Genomic DNA, 19,429 nt, shown 5'->3' with positions numbered 1-19,429 from the left:
GCGCATGTATTACCGTGCCTTAAGCTACCAATGCTGTCGATCGGATGGCAGCGGGCTTCGGGACGTTAACTCAGCCGCAAGCCGATCTGGCAAGCACTGCCTCCCCTTACTCAGAACCAGTAAATTCTGCGCAGCGAGAAGAGGGTTCGAGTTGGACGTTGCGTCCTGCCAAAATGCCGGTGAATGCACCTGCGATAGAGATGGCGGCGGTGGTCAGCAGCGGTGCCGTCCAACCACCGGTTGAGTCGTGCAGTTGCCCCAGCAATATCGGGCCTGCTGCTGCCATCAAATAGCCTACACATTGCGCCATTCCTGAAAGTGCAGCCGCGTCAACGGAGTTCTTTGTGCGCAAACCGATGAACGTCAGGCCGAGCATCATGCTGGCGCCAGAACCAAAGCCTAGGAAAGCGGCCCACCACATAGCGTGGCCTGGCGCATAAATAAGTCCGATAAGTGATAAGGCTGTTAGCAGACTGACGGTAGCGGCCGCCAGTCTTTGGTCTGTGAGACGGCGAAGCGTGGCCGCCAGGATCAAGCCGGGAATCGCTGTAGTCAGTTGAAGCGTGCCGTGTATTGTTCCTGCTTGTTCGGGGGATATCCCATGGTTCATCAGAATAGTAGGAAGCCAGCTCACTGTGACATAAAAAGGCATCGCGTTGAGCCCCATGAACAGGGTGACTTGCCAGGCAAGCGTCGAACGCCATACCGCCACAGATGCCGCTTGGTTCGGGCTGGGCAGGCTCAGGTGTTCTTTAACTTTCAACTGCGGTAGCCACACCAACATCGCCAACAGCGGGGCTGCCACCACCAAACTCAGGGCTATCGACCATCCCCATGATTGGGTCAGAGGAACGATAGCGGCTGACGCAACAGCACCTGCTGCGCCCATCGTGATGGAGTAAGCGCCGATCATAGACGCCATTTTCGATGAGAAGTCGCGTTTAATCAGGCTGGGAAGCAACACATTGCCAAGGGCGATTCCGGTGCCTATCAGTATCGAACCAGCGTATAACGCCCACGCGCTACCTGCGGAGCGGAGTAGGATGCCCACTGAAATCACCAACAGAGCACCGAAAAGGGTGCGCTCAGTACCGGACCTTCGTGCGACCGCAGCGCTGAGCGGGGAGAACCCCGCAAAAGCAAGGAGTGGCAGTGAAGTGAGCAGGCCCAGTGCTGATGCACTCAAGCCAAAATCCTTCTGGATTAGCGGCTGAATGGGCGCGATGCCCGTGAAGGGAGCGCGCAGATTAACGGCAATAAGCAGGATGCCCGCGACGAGCATGGTGGCCTGCCACTTGTTTTTTGTATCTGACATATTCTCTAGCTGTCCTCTAAAAAAAAGGCAACTGTAGAGAGCTTGAGAGTTATAGAATATAGATATCAAGCCATATGATACCTAAATCATGCCATTCTCAAAAAATGTCGTTTCCTCACCAGAAGATTTCGATTCAGACCTTTTTTTCCAGGCGGCGATTGCACTCAAGGTTGTGCCGGAACCTAATCATTCCGGCACCGGCACACATGATCATCGTAAAGGCCAACTGATCTTGTCTTTGCGGGGGGCGGTGAGCTGTGAGGTGCAGAACGCAATCTGGCTGGTGCCACCCCAGCACGCGGTATGGATCCCCGGCGGCACGCCACACAGTTGTCGTGTAACCGCGAATGCCAGTACCTGCTTTCTGTTCGTCGAGCCCAGCGCAGCTGTCATGCCTGATGGGTGCTGTACACTTGCTATTACGCCGCTTGTCCGGGAGTTGATCCTGCACCTTGTTGAGCAGGACCGCTCTTGTCTTTCAGAGGGCAAGGCCGCGCGGTTGGTTGCAGTGCTACTCGAGCAGCTTTCCGATGCGTCGGTGAAAGAGCTGCACTTGCCAATATCAGACCATCCGAAGATCAAACACATCGCGGATACGCTCTTTGCTACTCCCGGCGACCGCACCACCCTGCGCGAATGGGCCACTCGGCTTGCGACTAGTGAACGAACGCTGGCCAGGCTAGTTGAAAGCAAGACCGGGCTCAGCTTCGGGCGGTGGCGCCAGCAGCTGCATTTGATGATCGCACTCAGCCATTTGGCAGAGGGGGTATCCGTGCAACGTGTGGCGGGCATTCTTGGATATGACTCCGTTAATGCCTTCATTACGATGTTCAAGAAAGCCGTAGGTAAGTCACCTACCCAGTACTTCTCTTCTTTGCGCTAACACTCCGCTCGCGAATCCGAGGGGCCGAAGCTATCAAAAACTAGTTTTTACACAGTGGCCGTTGTATAAATCCGGCAATGGAAGCTATGAGTCGTCATGACCCCGCTAGGCTTTAGGGACTTTATGGAGATTCATCTCCAACCAGTCGCCAAGTGCCGCAACATGCGCGGCGGCTTCCTGACCAAAAGGGGTCAGATCATATTCGACCCACGGAGGGACAATGGGATATGAGGTCCGGCGCACGAAACCATCGCCTTCCAGCCGCTGAAGGGTCTGCGACAACATCTTTTCGCTGACGCCGTTCACTTTGCGACGCAGCTCACTGTAACGCAGCGTGCCGTCAATTAGCGCAATCAGGCATAGCATTCCCCACAGACTCGTGACGTGAGACAGCACTTCCCTGGCCTTGCATTTGCCCGTGAATAGGTCGCCGCGCCTGAGCTTGGCGGTCAGCGTGTGCTCGTCAAGCGCGGATGAGTCCTGGGGGTTGCCGGTGTCCAAGCGAGAGTCAGTCATGGTACTAACCAAAAGGTGCGTACTTCCTTAGGGTGGGGTAGCAAACTTATAGTGCGTGCCAATCATCGGTCAAGGTCAGGGTGAGCGCTTTGCAACGTCCCACATTCAACAAACGCTGGATGCCCGTGCTGGTCATCGCAGCCATCGTCGGCGCACTGGCACTGTCATTCGCCTGGGCCGCCGGGCTGGTCGGGGGCCGAACCACCACTCGAACGTTTCTCGGTGACTCGCTGCAGCACTTCGAACCGGGCTATCGTCGAGCGCATGGTAAGGGCATCTGTTTCGCAGGAGTTTTTCGCAGCAGCAATGCAGCGGCGTCGCTCTCGACCGCTCGAGTGTTCGCCCAGGATGAAGTCCCGGCAATCGGACGTTTCTCGATCGGGTCCGCCGACCCCCATGCGCCGGACGCCTCTACCGCCACGGTGAGCATGGCCTTGTTGTTGAGTGCAGACGACAGATCTCAATGGCGGATGAAGCTGAACAATGCCCCCTACTTCCCTACGCGTGATGCCGAGGGGTTCCTGGCACAAAGGCACGCATTCGAGCCCGACCCGACCACCGGACAGCCTGACCCCGCGCGAGTCGGGGCGTTCTTCGAAAAGTACCCAGAGGCTCGCAAGGCGGTGGAGTACAAGGCGACTGCGCCTTGGCCGAGCAGCTTTGCGCAGGCCCAGTACAACGTCATCAACGCATTTATCCTGCTTGCGGCAGATGGCACACGCCAGCCCGTGCGCTGGTTCATGCGGCCCCACGCTCCCTTCCATGGCCTCTCCCCGGAAGAGCGGGCGCGATCCAGCCGTGATTTCCTGTTCGACGATATCAAGAAGCGGGTGGCACAAGCGCCCGTTCGCTGGGATCTGGTACTGCAATTGGCGCAGGCGGGAGATCCGGTCGATGATCCGTCACAACCCTGGCCCGCCGAGCGACAGCAAGTGGTCGCCGGCACGCTGGAAGTGACCAGCGTTCGCGATCAGCGCGAAGGGGGCTGTCGCGATATCAACTTCGACCCCACCTTGGTGCCATCCGGTATCGCGCTGTCGAACGATCCTGTGCTAGCAGCGCGCGCGGGTATTTACTCGCACTCTTACAATGCACGTCTGCGCGAAATCGCGTTCGGCAGGGCAACCGACGCCATTGGCCAGCAGGAGCACAAGTGATGCAAGACGTACCAACTACCCGTACGCGCAGTCCCCGGCACTTCAACCTGACCGCCAGGCTACTGCACTGGGCAATGGCGATCGCCATCATGGCCATGCTGTTCATCGGGGTAGCCATGATGAGCTCATTAGCCCTCCGTCCCGTGTTGATCGACGTGCATCAGCCGTTGGGCATCGCCATCCTTTGCCTCGCACTGGTGCGCCTGGCCAATCGCTTCTGCCGGCCTGTGCCGGCACTGCCCGCAAGTATTCCCCGCTGGCAAGCCGTAGCCGCCCACCTGTTGCACGGCTTGCTCTACCTATTGATGGTGGGGTTGCCAGTGCTCGGCTGGGCGGTGCGTTCGGCAGGCAACTGGCCCGTCATCCTTCTGGGCGACTGGAGCTTGCCTGCGCTGGTTCCGGAAAACCCGGTGCTCTACGCATGGCTTCGGCTGGCACATGGCGCTCTGGCGTGGCTGCTGTTCGCGATCATCCTGGGACATCTGGGCGCCGCATTGATGCATGCCTGGGTACTAAGAGACGGTGTTTTCTCCAGCATGGCCCGAGGCGCCAGCGACGAACGAGCTAAAGCTGGATCCGGCTCGCGGCCCACGTCTTGATGCGTTTGAATATCCCGCGCTGGCGTTGAACCGATAGCGGTCAGCCCTGACTGGCCGCTCTCGCCTTTTGGCGGAATAACCATCACTGGTTTTACCGGGGGGCGACTGTCAGTCGCTGATGACATGCCGCTCGCAGGCAAGTCGGGTGCATTCCCTAAAAAGCTTGGCGGCAGGCCCGGGGTCACGGTTATGGGGATAAAAACAGCCGATCCCGCCGAAACGTAAGGGCGTGCCGAAGGTGAAGCTTCGAATCCCGCCCTGACCAGACAATTGCCGAGCCGTCTCCATCGGCAGCAAACCCACAGTCTTCTGGTCCTGCATCAACGCTACGTTGGTAAGCACCGACAGCGACTCGATTACATTGGCTGGCAGCGGTAAATCAGCCTCGGCAAAAAGCCCATTGACGGTACGACGTAGTGACGAGCCGGGTGGCGGCAAAATCCACGGATAGGCCTGCAAATCGGCCAAGCTCGACACGGCCTGATCGTGTAGCGGGTGTCGGCTTCCGGCAACGATCGACAAAGACTCCACGTAAAGCGAGTCAACGCCCAACGTCCGGCTCTCCTCCCGCCCCCGCCAGTCGTCAGGGATCCTCCCGATCACCAGGTCCACCTCACCCACTATCAAGGCGGGGAAGAGTTGATCGAATTGCCCGATCCGCACCGACACCAGCACCTGCGGGGCGCGCTCCTTGAGCAGCCGTAGCGCGAGCGGCAACAACGATGCCGAAGCTGAAATTAGCGTGCCTACAACCACATGGCCTGCCCCCCCCTCGTGATGAGCCTGCACTTCATCAGTTAGCGCCCTAAGCTCTGCCAGCATTGCACGGGCTCTGCGCAGCACTACCTCGCCCAGCTCCGTCAGGCGCACGCCGCGATTGCTACGTACCAGCAACGGCGCGGTGAAGTACGACTCTATCTCATGGATAACTTTGGTGACGGCAGGTTGAGTCATGTTCAATATCTGAGCGGCACGCAGTAGTGAGCCGCTCTGCACGACCTGGTCAAATACCACCAGTTGGTAGAACTTCAGCTTGCGCGAAACCGTGAGTACGCTTGATTTCATGACGCTCCTCGGCAACCACGACTTTTTTCCGATCAGGTTGCCGCTCGTTCGCGATGGCCAATCAGATGCCGAAGAATCCCCGGGCGTTCTCGGCGCAGATACGCGACTTGTCCTGCTTGCTCAACTGCGGATGCTCCAGTACACCAGCGCCAATTGCCTGTTCGCCTAGCGGGAAGGGAGAGTCGGAGCCGAGCATGACGCGGTCTGCCCCCATCACGTCCACCAGCAAACGCAGCGCACGAGGGTCGAAGACCGCCGAGTCGACGAAGAAACGTTTGACATAGCTAGACGGCAGTTCCGGGCAATCCTCTCGGACAATATCTCTATGGCGCCAGGCGTTATCTACCCGTCCCAGGAGGAAGGCGAAGCCGCCGCCGCCATGGGCGAAACAGATGCGCAGGGACGCCGGCAAGCGTTCGAAAGCGCCAGACAGGATCAGCGACAGGATACCCAGCTGTGTTTCCGCCGGCATCGCGACCAGCCAAGGCAACATCCATTTCTTCATGCGCTCGCCGCCCATCATGTCCCACGGGTGCACCAGCAACGGGATATTTTCCACCGCACAGTGGTGCAGGAAGGTGATCAGGCCCGCTTCGTCCAGATCGTGGTGGCCCACGTGATTGCCGATTTGCACGCCGACATGGCCACAGGCCTTTGCCCGGCTGGCCTCAAGGCAGGCCGCCTCGATATCTTGCAGGGGTACCTGGGCCAGCACCTTGAGACGATCGGGTATCAGGGCCGTCATCTCCAGGGCCCGATCGTTCATCATCTGTGCCCACGGCAGCGCCTGCGCGATAGGTTGGTCGTAGCCGAACATCACCGGCGTTGCGCACATCACTTGCACGTCCAAGCCCTGCTCATCCAGGTGTTCGATGCGGCGCTGCGGATCCCACAGCACATCATGTACCGGACGGAACGGTTTATCTCCCAGCATGATCTGCCCCTGACGCCCCTCGGTATGCAGCCAAGGGCCACGCTGAGGACTCAGGCGGGCGGCCTCGGCTTGAGTAATGCGGGGAAAAAAGTGCGAATGGATATCGATTTTCATAAGCCGTGGACCTCACGCAGCGTCTTGTGCCAGGTCTGCCAATCGCGGCCTGGGTGGATTTCGCCGCAACCAGGGCAACGACGCTCATCATCGGTGGTGGTATAGAACTGGTCGTATACCGGTGGAAGATCGGCAACGATGCTCTTGAGCCTCAACTCATAGCGCCGGACCACGGTGCCGCAGTGCGCACAGGACCACTGCAAGGCGTCGGACTGCCCTTCCGGGCGGCGATGCTCCACCACCAGACACAGACTGCCGGGCTCAGGACGCTGCGGCGAATGGATAACGTGGGGGGCCATCAGGTAGATGTCGCCTTCCTTAAGGTCGACGCGCTCGTAGCGACCTCGGTCCCAGACGTTCAAGTAGGCATTGCCCTTGAACTGGTAGAAAAACTCCTCCACCGGATCGTCATGGAAGTCGGTGCGCTGATTAGGCCCACCCACCACGGTGACCATGTAATCGCTGTCCTGCCATATCTGCTGATTGTTCACCGGCGGCTTGAGAAGGTGCGCGTGCTCGTCGATCCAGCGGTTGAAGTTGAAAGGGGCGCTGAAGTGATGCTTGTCCATGGTTGTTTTCTCCCTACGGTTCAGCGACGACGCGGCGCGTACGCTATGGCCTTGATCTCGATACGTAGATGGGGGTGTGGCAATTGGTGTACGGCTACGGTGGTGCGGGTCGGGCCGCTTTCGTCAAAGTATTCGGCGTAGACGTCGTTGTATCCGCCGAAGTCGTTCATATCGACGAGGAAGCTGCTGATCTCCACCACGTCTGCAAGGCTTGCACCTGCAGAGGCGAGGATGTCGCGCATGTTCTCGATCACTGCGCGGGTCTGCGCCCGAATGTCTAGCTGGGTGGTGCCCATGGCATCCACCTCTACGCCGACAAAACTGTTGTCCGGGCGCCGTGAGCTGGTACCGGATACGAACAGGAAGTCACCCGCACGCTTGATATGCGGAAAGCGCCCACGCGGTATGGCCTTGCCAGCAACGACAGTGGCGTTGAGGTCACTCATGGCTGACGCCTCCGTGGTCACCGCGGACGCTGAAGCTGCTCTGCCCAACGCTATGGACATCGACACTGACATGCACGCCTGGGTACAACGCCACCGCAGCGCAGGCGGCGCCTGCCATCACCAGGCTACCCGCGGGCAATTCGAGTTCGGCGGCGTGCAGCAGGCGTGAGGCGTGCACCAGGCTGCGCAGCGGATTGCCGAGGATTGCAGCCGTGGAGCCGGCCTGAGCCACACGCCCATCCAGGCGCATCACTACGCCGGCGTTGTCCAGCCCAGAGAAGTTGCTCGACCAAGGGCCAATGGTGAGGCCGGCCGAGGAGCAGTTGTCCGCCACCACATCCTCCAGGCTGAACTTGAACGCCTGGTAGCGTGAATCGATGATCTCCAGCGCCGGCGCCACGGCCTCGACATGGTTGCTCACTTCCAGCAGGGTCAGCGGGCGATCGATCGCACGGCGCGTTAGAAAGCAGACCTCCGGCTCGACACGCGGATGAATGTAGCGCGCCAAGTCGATCAGGCCGCCGTCCTCTTCCACCATGGTGTTGCTGAGCCACCCCCAGATCAGGCTATCCACCCCCATTTGCATCATCTTCGCGCGGCTGGTGAAGCCCAGCTTGATGCCGATGCTGTGCTCACCATCGGCATAACGACGCTGCATGGAGGCGCGCTGGATCCGGTAGGCGTCATCCAGGGAAAAGGCGGTGCTGCCACTGAACTGTGCCAGTGGTTCGGCGCTTCGCGCCGCCCGGTCAAGGGCTTCGGCGATACGAGCAATATCGGTATTCATGCACGCTTCTCCAGCGATGGCTTCAATAGGTCGAGTGCGACGTCAACGATCATGTCTTCCTGGCCACCGACCATCCGCCGCTTGCCCAGCTCGACGAGGATGTCCACGGCCTTGATGCCATAGCGGGCAGCGGCCACTTCGGCATGGCGCAGGAAGCTCGAATAGACCCCGGCGTAACCCAGGGCCAGCGTTTCACGGTCCACCCGTACCGGGCGGTCCTGTAGCGGGCGCACCAGGTCGTCGGCGGCATCCATCAGCGCGTACAGGTCGGTACCGTGCTGCCAGCCAAGCTTGTCGGCAGCGGCGATGAACACTTCCAGCGGTGCGTTGCCGGCGCCGGCGCCCATGCCGGCGAGGCTGGCGTCGATGCGGTCGCAGCCCTCCTCCACGGCGGCGATGGAGTTGGCCACGCCCAGACTGAGGTTGTGGTGGGCATGGATACCGGTCGACGTCGCTGGGTCGAGCACAGCCTTGACCGCACGGAAGCGCGCACGGATGTCGTCCATGTTCATCGCCCCGCCCGAATCCACCACATAGATGCAAGTGGCGCCGTAGCCCTCCATTAATTTGGCCTGCTGCGCGAGCCCTTCAGGTGTGTGCATATGGCTCATCATCAGGAAGCCAACGGTGTCCATGCCCAGTTCACGGGCATATTCGATGTGCTGGCGCGAAACATCTGCCTCGGTGCAGTGGGTGGCCACGCGAACAATGCGAGCACCGGCGTCATAGGCGCTCTTCAGGTCATGGAGGGTGCCAATCCCTGGCAGCAGCAGCGTGGCGATCTTGGCGTGGTTGACCGCGTCGGCCGCTGCTTCGATCCATTCGAGGTCGGTGTGGGCACCGAAACCGTAGTTGAAGCTGGAACCCTGTAGGCCATCGCCATGGGCGACTTCGATGGAGTCGACCTTGGCGCGATCCAGCGCCGTGGCGATGGCACGCACGTCATCCAGCGAATACTGGTGACGGATGGCGTGCATGCCGTCGCGCAGGGTTACGTCACTGATATAGAGCTTCTTGCCGTTCATGCCGACGCCCCCATTGCTTGTGCCATGCGCTCGGCGGTGGCCAGCGCGGCGGAGGTCATAATGTCGAGATTGCCGGCGTAAGCCGGCAGGTAATGGGCGGCGCCTTCCACTTCAAGGAACACCGACGTCTTGAGACCGGTGAAGGTGCCCTGCCCAGGCAACCTCAGGCCGCACACGGGTTCGAACTGCACCTGCTGTTTGAGGCGGTAGCCCGGCACGTAGGCCTGCACTGCGCGAGCCATTTCCTCGATGCTCGCCGCGATGTGCTGTTGGTCGGCGGTCTCGCTCAGCACGTACACCGTGTCGCGCATCATCAGCGGCGGTTCCGCGGGGTTCATGATGATGATCGCCTTGCCCTTGGTCGCGCCGCCTATCACTTCGATGGCCTTGCTGGTGGTCTCGGTGAATTCGTCGATATTGGCGCGAGTGCCGGGGCCGGCGGACTTGCTGGCAATCGAAGCAACGATCTCGGCGTAGTGCACCTTGGCCACCCGCGATACCGCCGCGACCATTGGGATGGTCGCCTGGCCACCGCAGGTGACCATGTTGACGTTGGTCGCCTGCAGGTGCTGCTCGAGGTTTACCACCGGCACGCAGTACGGGCCGATGGCCGCCGGGGTCAGGTCGATGATGCGCAGGTCGGCCTTGTGCTGGCGCAGGAAGGCGTCGTTCTTCACATGGGCACCAGCGCTGGTGGCGTCGAAGACGAAATCGATGTCCCTGAACACCGGCAGGCGGGTCAGGCCCTGCACGCCTTCGTGGGTGGTGGTCACGCCCAGGCGGGCGGCGCGGGCCAGGCCGTCGGAGGCCGGGTCGATGCCGACCATCGCTGCCATCTCTAGGTGCTTGGCGTTGCGCAGGATCTTGATCATCAGGTCGGTGCCGATGTTGCCGGAACCGATGATGGCTACTTTGCGTTTCTGGCTCATTTAGGGCCCCCTTACTCGGCTTGAGCAAAGGACGCAGTGACGCGGCCCAAGCCCTGGATCTCAGCGGTAAACACATCGCCCGGGCTCACCGGCACCATAGGTCCCAAGGCACCGGTCAACACCACGTCACCGGCACGCAATGGCTCGCCGAGACGGACCATGGTATTGGCCAGCCACACCGCCGCATTCAGTGGGTTTTCCAGGCAGGCTGCGCCGGCTCCGACCGATACCGGTTCGCCGCGTGAAGTCAGGCGCATGCCACAATTGACCAGGTCCAATTGCCCCAGGGATACCGGCTGACTGCCCAGGACAAACAGCCCGGACGAAGCATTGTCGGCGACCGTGTCGAGCAAACTGATGTCCCAGTTGGCGATTCGACTGCCGACGATTTCGATGGCCGGCAGGGCGAAAGCAGTGGCACGGATAATGTCGGCCAGGGTGTGGCGCTCATTGCACAGATCGCGCTCCAGAACCAGGGCGATCTCTGCTTCTACCTTGGGCTGCTGGCATTCACTCCAGCTGATAAGCTGGCCGTCACCTCGGGCCATCTGGGCAAACAGCCGACCAAAGTCCGGTTGGTCAACCCCCAACTGGCGCTGGACAACACTGGAGGTCAAACCGATCTTGTGACCTACCGGGTTCCAGCCTGCGGCAATGTCGGCGGCGTTGTTGTGCTGTTGCACGGCGTAGGCCTGCTTTAGCGCGGGTTCATCTTGCTCGGCAGCCGCACGCTCGATGAGATCGCGTACTGGCGCACAGGGCCTGCCCTGTTCACGAGCCTGGCGCAGACACGCTGCTGCTTCAGCGATTGCTGGATGCATGGAGTTCTCCTGTCCTTACGGATTGACACAAATGGTGGTGAGCTCGGAATAGAAATCCAGCGAGTGGCGCCCTCCTTCGCGGCCAAGCCCAGACAAGCGTGCGCCACCAAAAGGCGTACGCAGATCGCGCAGGAACCAGGTATTGACCCACACCATGCCGACATGGATACGTCGAGAGAGACGGTGGGCCCGCTTCAGATCGCGAGTCCACAGAGAAGCAGCCAGGCCGTAGGCCGAATCATTAACGCGTTGCAGCACTTCCTCGTCGCCATCGAAGGGCGCGATATGACAGACCGGACCGAACACTTCTTCGCGAATGCAGCGAGCGTCATCGGCAAGGTCGGTCCAGATAGTCGGCTGGATAAAAGCGCCCTGGTCGCGCTCGTCGCCAAATGTCGGCACACCGCCGCCACTGACCACTGTCGCGCCCTCTGTCACAGCCAATTGGAAGTAGCCCAACACCTTGTCGCGGTGTTTATGGGAAATCAGCGACCCCATGTTCACGCCGTCTTCGTCGGGATAGCCGATCTTCAGCTTCTCGGCGCCTGCTTTGAGCGCCGCGACAAAGCGCTCGTAGATCGACCGCTCGACGTAGACCCGCTCCGTGCATAGGCAGACCTGGCCAGAATTGGTGAAACTGGAACGCAGCACACCGGCAACTGCCGCATCAAAATCGCAATCTGCAAAAACGACTGCGGCATTCTTGCCACCCAGTTCGAAAGACACCTCACGTACGCCCTCGGCAGCAGCGCGCATGATGGTCGAGCCGGTGCGCGACTCACCGGTAAAGGTGATGGCATTGACGCCAGGGTGGCGAGTAAGAAACTCACCGGCAGAATCAGGGCCAAAGCCATGCACAAGATTGAATACACCGGCGGGCACACCGGCCTCGTGCATGACCTCGGCCAACAGCGTGGCACTGGAAGGCGTATCTTCCGACGGTTTGACAACCACAGAATTACCACAGGCCAACGCTGGCGCGACTTTCCAGGTAAGCAGCAACAGCGGTAGGTTCCACGGCGAGATGATGGCCACGACGCCGTGCGGCTTACGCACGGTATAACTGAACACATCCGTGCCATCGCCGGTGCGCATTTCAAAAAGCTCGCTACCGCCTTGTCGCACTAAATCAGCGAAGGTACGAAAGTTCTGCACGCCCCGTGCAACATCCAGGCTGCGCGCCTGATGCACGGGCCGACCAGTATCAGCGACTTCGGCAGCCACGAAGTCTTCAAATCGACGCTCGATGCCATCGGCGATCCGCTCTAGCAGATCAGCCCTCTGGGCAGTGCTGAATCCAGCCCACGGCCCCGACTGAGCGCCTGCCGCCGCTTCGACGGCAGCATTCACTTCATCTTCACCAGCCTCACATACCTGGCCCAATAGGCTCCCATTGACAGGAGAGATGTTGTCGAACCTGCGGCTGCTCTCGACGAAAGTCCCAGCGATATAGTGACGTAGCAAATGTTTGGACACAGCGCCCTCCTGAGCAGGATGTTTTCAATGAGTCTAGTGAGGTCATATATAAATTAATAATCGAAATATCGTCTTCATGTATTAGAACTCGGAATACATGAATTTCAGGCAAAGCTATGGATGTGAATGCGCTTTAGTAATTCACTGCAACTTTCATGTTAACGATGCCCGCAACTTAATTGCGGCACCAAACATCTTCGGATTTTGCTTGTAAGCCTGCAGGTGATGCTCAAGCCGCCGCGACTTTTCATCTCAGCCAGCAGGCCAGCGCGTTGCAGTCAGCCCGAGCGTGCAGCATCGCTTGCGGTGGTGCTGCACGCTTGAGCAGCACTCCCGCTGCGGCCCTTTTAAAGGTACCGGGCGAAGTAGGCCTGCGTACTTGCCCGGTTGGCCGCGAGCTTGTGCGCAACGTCCAGTGCCATGGGGTCGGGATAGACCTCGGTGGCACCGCTGGCCAACCCCGCTACGATCGCGTCGGCCACGTCCCGAGGACTGGCCTTGGCACCCGCAACGCCACGGCTCATCGCGGTATCGATCGCACCGGGGAGCACTGCCATCACCTGCACCTGGCCGGCCAGCTCCGCCCGGGCGGCCTCGGTCAGGCGCAACGCGGCCGCCTTGGACGCACACAACGACCCCATGGCTGGCAACGCCACCCGCGCCAGAATCGACAGCACGTTGACGATGGCGCCAGTTCGCTCGACAAGCGTCGGCGCAAAGGCACGCATCATCGCGAGCGTGGCGAAGTAGTTGACGGCCATTTCCTGGGCAGCGGCTTCGGGGTCCTCGGTGCCCAGCAACCGCTGCTGCCTATTGAGGCCAGCATTGTTCACCAGGATATCGACCCGTACCCTGCTCGCCACCTGCGCGACTTGCTGCTGGTCGGTGACGTCCAGATCCACCGCCTCCACCTGCGGATGATCGAACAGCAGACGCTCAGGGTTACGGCAAGCGGCGTAGACACGACTTGCCCCCGCAGCCAAAAACGCTTCGATCAAGGCAAGGCCCAACCCTCCGTTGGCGCCGGTGATCAGGACCTCCTTGCCCACAGTCGTGATGGCGCTCACAGGTGCTCACTTTTGGCCCAGCGGGCCATCAGCGTGTTCGAAGGCAGCGATTCATCGAGCAATTTCTTGGCCGTTTCGATGCCCGCCACCGGTAGCCCTTCTGGATCGAGCAGGCCGATCTGTACCAGCACAGAGGCCTGGTCCCAGTAGATATGCTCGTGGTATAGCTTGTTGCCGCGGAAGTTGACCACCGCCACCATGGGTACTTCCACGTATTTGCCGGTAGGTGCTATCCCAGGCAGCATGTAGTCCATTTCGCAGGTGTGGGTGAAAGACATGATGAATTCATCGACGACCTGGTAGGCGCCGACCGTGCGAGAAACCGGAATCATCTTGGTGTCCTCGGGGTTGGCGTGGACAAAGTGATGCTGATAGAAGCGTCCGAGTTGCTTGCTGCCCACCCCGCCGGTCAGCGTCGGAATGTGGTTCACGTAAGGCTCGGCGACCATGGTCTTCAGGGTGGCCGGCACGTCTCGGGTAACGAACTCATGGTGGATGTGCTCGTCCCACAGGTCTGAAAGGTTGTAGGCCGGCCCGATGTACTTCTTCAATGCGCCAATGGTGCGCCCATGAGCCATGAGGGCCGAGGGTTTGTGAAAGTGATCGCTGCCCAGGCGGGCAAAGGCATGGTCAGCACCCTCGTAGGTATACAGCTCTACGCCTGGGCGGCCACGCAGCACCTCGGCGATACGCGCACGGGTCGTGGCGTCACACAGCCCGTCCAGTTCGCCGTGATGCAGCACCAGCCCACCGCTCAGGCCATCGGCTTCATCCAGGTATTGCTCAATACCCATGCCGTAGTAGCCCACCGCAACCGCGACATCAGTACGGGTGGCGGTGAGGTAGGCCAGTTTGCCTCCCAGGCAATAGCCCACGAAGCCCAGGGCGGGCTCGGTGACCTCGGCCAGATCCCGCAGCGTGTCGAAGGCGGCGGCGATGTCGTCTACGGCCTTGTCCAGGTCCAGTGCGGTGTAGAGGCTCAAAGCCTTATCGAAATCTGCGGGGGTGTAGCCCAGGTCGATACCCGGCTGTAGACGCCAGAACAAGTCGGGCACCAGAACCACATAACCTTCCTCGGCATACATCTGCGCCACCTCGCGCATGTTGGCGTTCACGCCAAATATTTCTTGGCCCAACACGATGCCTGGCCCCTTGCCTTCAGGCGGCAGCGCCAGATATCCCTTGAAACTTCCAGCCTGGTCTCGTGCCTGAATATCGATGTATTTGCTCATCTCATTACTCCTTCTACGGTAAGCGGACAGACATTGCTCTACATGAATTCTTGGCGAAGCAGCTTTGATGAAGCATTGCCAACGGCGCCATCTACAGCAGCTTGAAAGGGAATTCGGTGATCAGGCGAATCTCATCCATGTCACCGCGTGGCTCAGCCGAATTACCGCGGTGCACGCCGTACCGCGCTCTCAAGCTGAGGTTTTTTGCCGGCCCGTCTTGCACGACATATTGCATCTCGATATTGCGTTCCCAGTGGCGCCCCCCATCTCGAAAGCCGAGGGGATAGTAGGAACTGTCCGGTTCGATATCGGAGCCTTTGCCACCCTGTCCCTGCATGTAGCGAATCATGAACCTCAGGCCAGGCACGCCACGCGCACTGAAGTCATAGTCGTAACGAACCTGCCAGGACCGATCGTTGGGCGCGTTGAAGTCACTGAGCTGTACATTGTTAGCCAGCTGTGCCACGGTGGTTTGCCCGTCTCGGAACGCCATATAATCGAAGGGCGTGTCGCCCTGCACCTTCTGGTATGCAAGCATGAGGGAGTGGGCACCGAACTTGACGCCCGGAGCAAAGGACCAGGTTAAGTTGTCGATGGGCCCGCCATGGGCGGCACCGATGTCGACCGTTCGGTACATGCTGAAATTCAAGGTTGGGGTCAGCCCCTCGACGAGGGCAGGCAAGTAGCGAAACCCCAGGTAATCCTGGCGCCAAAGATCTTCGGCACGTTGAGTGCTGAGGTAGCCTTTGACTGCGCCCTGCTCATAATTCAGGCTGAGATAATCGACCGTATCCGTCTCCGTAGCGCCATACAGGGAACGTAGCGTGCTGTCGTTGCGGTTCTCCGAAGGCGCCTTGCCGGCGGTGATGTGGGCGGCATCGAAGGTTAGCGGCTGCAGATCGCGACTGATGAGCTGCCATGCTGTCACCGTTTGCGGCAACAGGCGCCCGGAGCCACCATCGGTGAGGAACACCGGAGAGGTGCGCAATTCCATGGAGCCGTATTTGAGCACCGTTTCACGGTACTTGAGCTTGAGCGCACCGCCGCCCACGCTGTACTCATTCGCCACATCACCGTCGTTGTTGACGTGAAGCAGGTTGGTGCCGGTCTTGCCACGACCACTGTCAAGCTTCAATCCCGCATACAGATGCGCGTCGAATCCCAAGCCGACAACACCAGTCGTGAACGGGGAGATGTAGTCCAGAGTTAAGCCTTGGGCCAACTCCGCGCGATAACCGTTAACGGTGCCTGATCGGCGGTTGGCACCACCGTTGCGGAAGTCGCGGTTGAGATAAAAGTTCCGGGTTAAACCGGACAAGCTTCCCTGCTGAAAATATGTTGAAGCATCGGCCCATAGTTCATCTGCCAAGGCCTGTTGGCAAGCCAGCGCCAGCCCTAAGCCAGACACTAGTCGGTAATCGATCACTGCAGGCATAACCACACTCCTGGGTACTCACGTGCACCACGCGCAAGGCCTTGAGGCCATGCATGGTCAGGGAATGACTAGCTGGGGGGTCGGCCGACGACGCACGCTTCGGCGATCGAGGTCGGCTCGAACAGTTGTTGATTACAAGTCGCGGTCGGCCGGGTGGGCTACGATTCGCCGATATTCATCTATGGCGAGCTCTACCAAGGTGCCAGGAGGCAAAGGCTCTGCTGTCTGGGCAATTACCACTGGCCCATCGCTCAGCTCGACACTAGCCAGGTGCAGGAGCTCTGCGGCAGCGATCCCGATCCGCGCGCGCACCACGGTAGCCTGAGCAATCCGGGCGACCCCGGCAGAGACTTCCTGCCACTGCGCCTCACCGCAGCGCGGGCAGCTGTAACGCGGCGGGAAACTGGCCTGGCCGCAACCGACACATTGCTGGATTATGAACGCCATGCCACACCCCCTTGCCACCGTTCGAGCACCACCGCGTTGGCGCACATGCCGTAGCGATACTGGACCATGCCATAGCCGGTCACCACCGCCAGGCGCGCATCGCTGACCTGGCGTTGACCGGCGTCGCCAAGCAGCTGGGTAATGGCTTCGACCAACCCATGCATACCCCCCGCCGCGCCCGCCTGGCCGGCCGAGAGCTGCCCGCCCGAGGTATTCACCGGCAGTTCGAAACGGCCTATCCGCCGCAGCGCTCGCCGGTAATCGTCGTCGGGGACGAAGCCCAGGTCGGCGAGCTGGATCAGGGCCATGACCGGATAGTCGTCATACACGCACGCCAGGTCCATGGCATCAGGCCCGGTATTGGCGCGGTCCCACAGCGTGTCGGCAATCTTTGCCAGCGGCGTCTGCAGGCCATCGCCAGCCTGGTGGTCATCGTTGTGCAGCGCCTTTACTGCACGCACCGCCACGTTGACCGTGTTGCGGGCGAGGTCGGCGCGGGTCAGCAGGATGGCGTTGGCGCCATTGACTACCGGTACGCAGTCAAACCGGCACAGCGGGTCGGCCACCATGGGCGCCTCAAGGTACTGCTCGATGGTCAGCGGCTCGCGGTAGACCGCCAGCGGGTTGCGCTGCGCCCAGGCTCGCTGGGCAATGCACAGCTCTGCATAGTCTTCGCGGCCAAGGCCGGTGCGTTGCGCATGACGCTGGGTGAGCATCGCGAACACCCCATTGGGCCCGCCGTGCTGAAGCGGCTTGAGGTACTCCTCGGTGGTCCGGTTGTAATGGTCGACCAGAGTCTTGAAATCCTCCGGGGTGAACGTATCACCGGCCACCAGTACGATCACGTTGGCATCACCGTGCTGGATGGCACGCACGGCATGCTGCAGCATATTGATCGCGCTAGCCCCGCCATTGCGGTCATCCATGCACCAGGTCAGGGTCAGCCCGAGGCGCCACGCCAGATCGATGGCGTTGTCCGGCCGGTGGGTGAAGGATGCCACGCCCAGGCCGTCGACCTCATGCGCTGCCACGCCTGCCTGGCGCAGCAATTGCTGCACCGCCCTGCCGAGCAGTTGCGACGTCGACTCACCCGTGCCGCGCCGGTTGTAAGGTACTTCCAGGGCCCCGGCGATCAGCGCCACGGCGTCATTGCTTGCTGACCGGTTCATGACCGCCCTCCTTTGGCCCGCACGCGGGTCTCCTTGGTGAAACAAAGAGAGATGACTGTGATCAGCCCCAGCGCCATCATCATCAGAGAAACTGGCCAACTAGCCTGGTAATGCGCCAGCAAGGCGGTAGCGATCATCGGCGTCAGGCCACCGGAGAATACCGAGGCGACTTCGTGCCCGAGAGCCATTCCGGAATAGCGGACCTCAGTGCTGAACAGTTCGCCCATAAGACTAGGCTGCGTACCGATCATGGCCCCGTGGCAGATGGCATTGCCAATGAGGAAGGCGAGCCAGATCCAGGCAGGCTCTCGGGTCTCGAGTAACCAGAAGAATGGGAATGCCATTAGCACCATCCCTAAGGCACCCACCATATATACCGGCTTGCGACCTATGCGGTCCGACAAACGCCCCCAGAACAGCATGGCCACCAACTCCACGCACGTGGAGAACGTGACTCCCGCAAGCATCACACTATTGGGCACGCCAAGAAACTTGCCGTAGACAAGAGCGAACGCCAGCATGATGTAGGAGCCGCCGTTTTCAGCCACTCGCAACCCCATGGCCATCAGCACTTCCCGCGGATATCTGCGCAACACATCCAGCACGGGCATATGCGCCGTCTTGCCCGTTGCCTCAGCTCGCTGGAAATCCTGACTCTCTGGCAATGTCCGGCGAATGTAGACGCCCAGGACGAATATGACGATCGAGATAAGGAACGGAATGCGCCAACCCCAGCTGTGGAAATCCCGCTCCGGCAACAACTGGACTAGATAGAACACCGCTGCGGACAAGACGAACCCACCGCCCACTCCGATCTGACTAATCGAAGCGTAGAAGCCGCGGCGCTCAGGTGGCGCCGACTCGCTGATCATCAGCACGCCACCGCCCCACTCGCCTCCTGCTGCGATGCCCTGCAAGATACGTAACAGCAGTAGCAACGCGGGCGCCCACATGCCCGCTTGAGCGTAGGTGGGCAACAATCCGATCAAGAAAGTTGCCCCGCCCATGATAGAGAGCGTCCATACCAAGGCTTTTTTGCGACCGTACTTGTCCCCGATATGGCCGAATATCACCCCACCGAAAGGCCGCGCGAGAAAACCCAACGCAAACCCGGCCAGTGCCGCGATCGTACCCACCAGTGGATCGGTGCCCTTGGGGAAAAACAATTCCCCGAATATGAGCGCCGCCGCTGTGCTGTAGAGAAAGAAGTCGTACCATTCCAACGCCGTGCCAGTGACAGAAGCCAAGACGATCTTGCGAAAGGTCTTGCTGTCGATCGGTACTCGGTTATCAACTGCAGCGGAAACATGACTGTGCTCCGACTGGTTATCTGATAGTTCAAGCGAATGCGTGCCCGTCATGGCCGTCTCCGTCAATGACTGAATATTTATGAACGCTATTTTTATTGTTATTGCATCGTTTTTTATTGCACGGCAGTCAAAG

20 protein-coding genes are annotated in these 19,429 nt (G+C 60.2%); 3 read left to right on the top strand and 17 right to left on the bottom strand.

From position 1 onward, the window contains the following. Positions 1-106: 106 nt before the first annotated feature. Positions 107-1,315: an MFS transporter gene (locus SB756_RS20355; RefSeq protein WP_027609223.1), complete on the bottom strand. Its 1,209-nt coding sequence runs from the start codon at positions 1,313-1,315 to the stop codon at positions 107-109. A gap of 88 nt (positions 1,316-1,403) precedes the next feature. Between SB756_RS20355 and SB756_RS20350 the strand changes: the two genes are divergently transcribed. Next, the gene (locus tag SB756_RS20350; protein WP_027609222.1) at positions 1,404-2,198 is read left to right on the top strand and encodes an AraC family transcriptional regulator; all 795 of its coding nucleotides are present in this window, start codon (positions 1,404-1,406) and stop codon (positions 2,196-2,198) included. Between the two features lie 105 nt (positions 2,199-2,303). On the opposite strand, the gene SB756_RS20345 is transcribed toward SB756_RS20350, so the two are convergent. After that, positions 2,304-2,699 (bottom strand): winged helix-turn-helix transcriptional regulator, encoded by a 396-nt coding sequence (locus SB756_RS20345; RefSeq protein WP_243744014.1) that lies wholly within the window; start codon positions 2,697-2,699, stop codon positions 2,304-2,306. Positions 2,700-2,794: 95 nt separating this feature from the next. Between SB756_RS20345 and SB756_RS20340 the strand changes: the two genes are divergently transcribed. Beyond that, positions 2,795-3,871, top strand: coding sequence for a catalase family peroxidase (locus tag SB756_RS20340; RefSeq protein WP_027609220.1), 1,077 nt, complete (start codon positions 2,795-2,797; stop codon positions 3,869-3,871). After that, on the top strand, positions 3,871-4,470 hold the full coding sequence (locus tag SB756_RS20335; RefSeq protein ID WP_025754653.1) for a cytochrome b: 600 nt from the start codon (positions 3,871-3,873) through the stop codon (positions 4,468-4,470). The genes SB756_RS20340 and SB756_RS20335 overlap by 1 nt, the downstream gene beginning before the upstream one ends. 108 nt (positions 4,471-4,578) lie before the next feature. Here the strand turns inward: SB756_RS20335 and SB756_RS20330 are convergent, their stop codons facing one another. From SB756_RS20330 to SB756_RS20260, 15 genes are all read right to left on the bottom strand, one after another. Further along, entirely contained in the window at positions 4,579-5,535 is a 957-nt protein-coding gene (locus SB756_RS20330) for a LysR family transcriptional regulator (RefSeq protein WP_025754654.1), read from the bottom strand. Positions 5,536-5,596: 61 nt separating this feature from the next. Continuing rightward, positions 5,597-6,583 (bottom strand): amidohydrolase family protein, encoded by a 987-nt coding sequence (locus SB756_RS20325; protein WP_025754655.1) that lies wholly within the window; start codon positions 6,581-6,583, stop codon positions 5,597-5,599. After that, positions 6,580-7,152: a 3-hydroxyanthranilate 3,4-dioxygenase gene (locus SB756_RS20320; RefSeq protein ID WP_025754656.1), complete on the bottom strand. Its 573-nt coding sequence runs from the start codon at positions 7,150-7,152 to the stop codon at positions 6,580-6,582. The genes SB756_RS20325 and SB756_RS20320 overlap by 4 nt, the downstream gene beginning before the upstream one ends. A gap of 20 nt (positions 7,153-7,172) precedes the next feature. After that, positions 7,173-7,598, bottom strand: a complete 426-nt coding sequence (locus SB756_RS20315; protein ID WP_410911600.1) for a RidA family protein — start codon at positions 7,596-7,598, stop codon at positions 7,173-7,175. Next, on the bottom strand, positions 7,591-8,385 hold the full coding sequence (locus tag SB756_RS20310) for a 2-keto-4-pentenoate hydratase (RefSeq protein ID WP_410911598.1): 795 nt from the start codon (positions 8,383-8,385) through the stop codon (positions 7,591-7,593). Before SB756_RS20310 ends, SB756_RS20315 begins: the two co-directional genes overlap by 8 nt. Beyond that, a complete protein-coding gene (gene mhpE, locus SB756_RS20305; protein ID WP_027609218.1) occupies positions 8,382-9,410 on the bottom strand; it encodes a 4-hydroxy-2-oxovalerate aldolase in 1,029 nt (342 codons plus the stop codon). Before mhpE ends, SB756_RS20310 begins: the two co-directional genes overlap by 4 nt. Then, positions 9,407-10,339, bottom strand: a complete 933-nt coding sequence (locus SB756_RS20300; RefSeq protein WP_027609217.1) for an acetaldehyde dehydrogenase (acetylating) — start codon at positions 10,337-10,339, stop codon at positions 9,407-9,409. The genes mhpE and SB756_RS20300 overlap by 4 nt, the downstream gene beginning before the upstream one ends. A gap of 11 nt (positions 10,340-10,350) precedes the next feature. Then, positions 10,351-11,160 carry a 2-keto-4-pentenoate hydratase gene (locus SB756_RS20295; protein ID WP_027609216.1) on the bottom strand — a complete coding sequence of 270 codons (810 nt, stop codon included), beginning with the start codon at positions 11,158-11,160 and terminating at the stop codon, positions 10,351-10,353. A gap of 15 nt (positions 11,161-11,175) precedes the next feature. Further along, positions 11,176-12,636: a 2-hydroxymuconic semialdehyde dehydrogenase gene (locus SB756_RS20290; RefSeq protein ID WP_027609215.1), complete on the bottom strand. Its 1,461-nt coding sequence runs from the start codon at positions 12,634-12,636 to the stop codon at positions 11,176-11,178. Between the two features lie 347 nt (positions 12,637-12,983). After that, complete coding sequence (locus SB756_RS20285; protein WP_218186970.1) at positions 12,984-13,685, bottom strand: SDR family NAD(P)-dependent oxidoreductase; 702 nt, start codon at positions 13,683-13,685, stop codon at positions 12,984-12,986. A gap of 14 nt (positions 13,686-13,699) precedes the next feature. After that, positions 13,700-14,935 carry a dienelactone hydrolase family protein gene (locus SB756_RS20280; RefSeq protein WP_025754664.1) on the bottom strand — a complete coding sequence of 412 codons (1,236 nt, stop codon included), beginning with the start codon at positions 14,933-14,935 and terminating at the stop codon, positions 13,700-13,702. A gap of 91 nt (positions 14,936-15,026) precedes the next feature. After that, positions 15,027-16,370, bottom strand: a complete 1,344-nt coding sequence (locus SB756_RS20275; protein ID WP_027609213.1) for an OprD family outer membrane porin — start codon at positions 16,368-16,370, stop codon at positions 15,027-15,029. A gap of 132 nt (positions 16,371-16,502) precedes the next feature. Then, entirely contained in the window at positions 16,503-16,817 is a 315-nt protein-coding gene (locus tag SB756_RS20270; protein ID WP_410911596.1) for a Zn-ribbon domain-containing OB-fold protein, read from the bottom strand. Next, positions 16,805-17,986 carry a thiolase family protein gene (locus SB756_RS20265; RefSeq protein WP_027917336.1) on the bottom strand — a complete coding sequence of 394 codons (1,182 nt, stop codon included), beginning with the start codon at positions 17,984-17,986 and terminating at the stop codon, positions 16,805-16,807. Before SB756_RS20265 ends, SB756_RS20270 begins: the two co-directional genes overlap by 13 nt. After that, on the bottom strand, positions 17,983-19,347 hold the full coding sequence (locus tag SB756_RS20260) for an MFS transporter (protein WP_025754668.1): 1,365 nt from the start codon (positions 19,345-19,347) through the stop codon (positions 17,983-17,985). The genes SB756_RS20265 and SB756_RS20260 overlap by 4 nt, the downstream gene beginning before the upstream one ends. Positions 19,348-19,429 lie beyond the last annotated feature (82 nt).

This window comes from Pseudomonas sp. SIMBA_068 (genome assembly GCF_046534705.1).
Taxonomy (GTDB): Bacteria; Pseudomonadota; Gammaproteobacteria; order Pseudomonadales; family Pseudomonadaceae; genus Aquipseudomonas; species Aquipseudomonas putida.
Note: the sequence above shows the minus strand (reverse complement) of the source record. Positions and strands in the feature narration are given on the sequence as shown.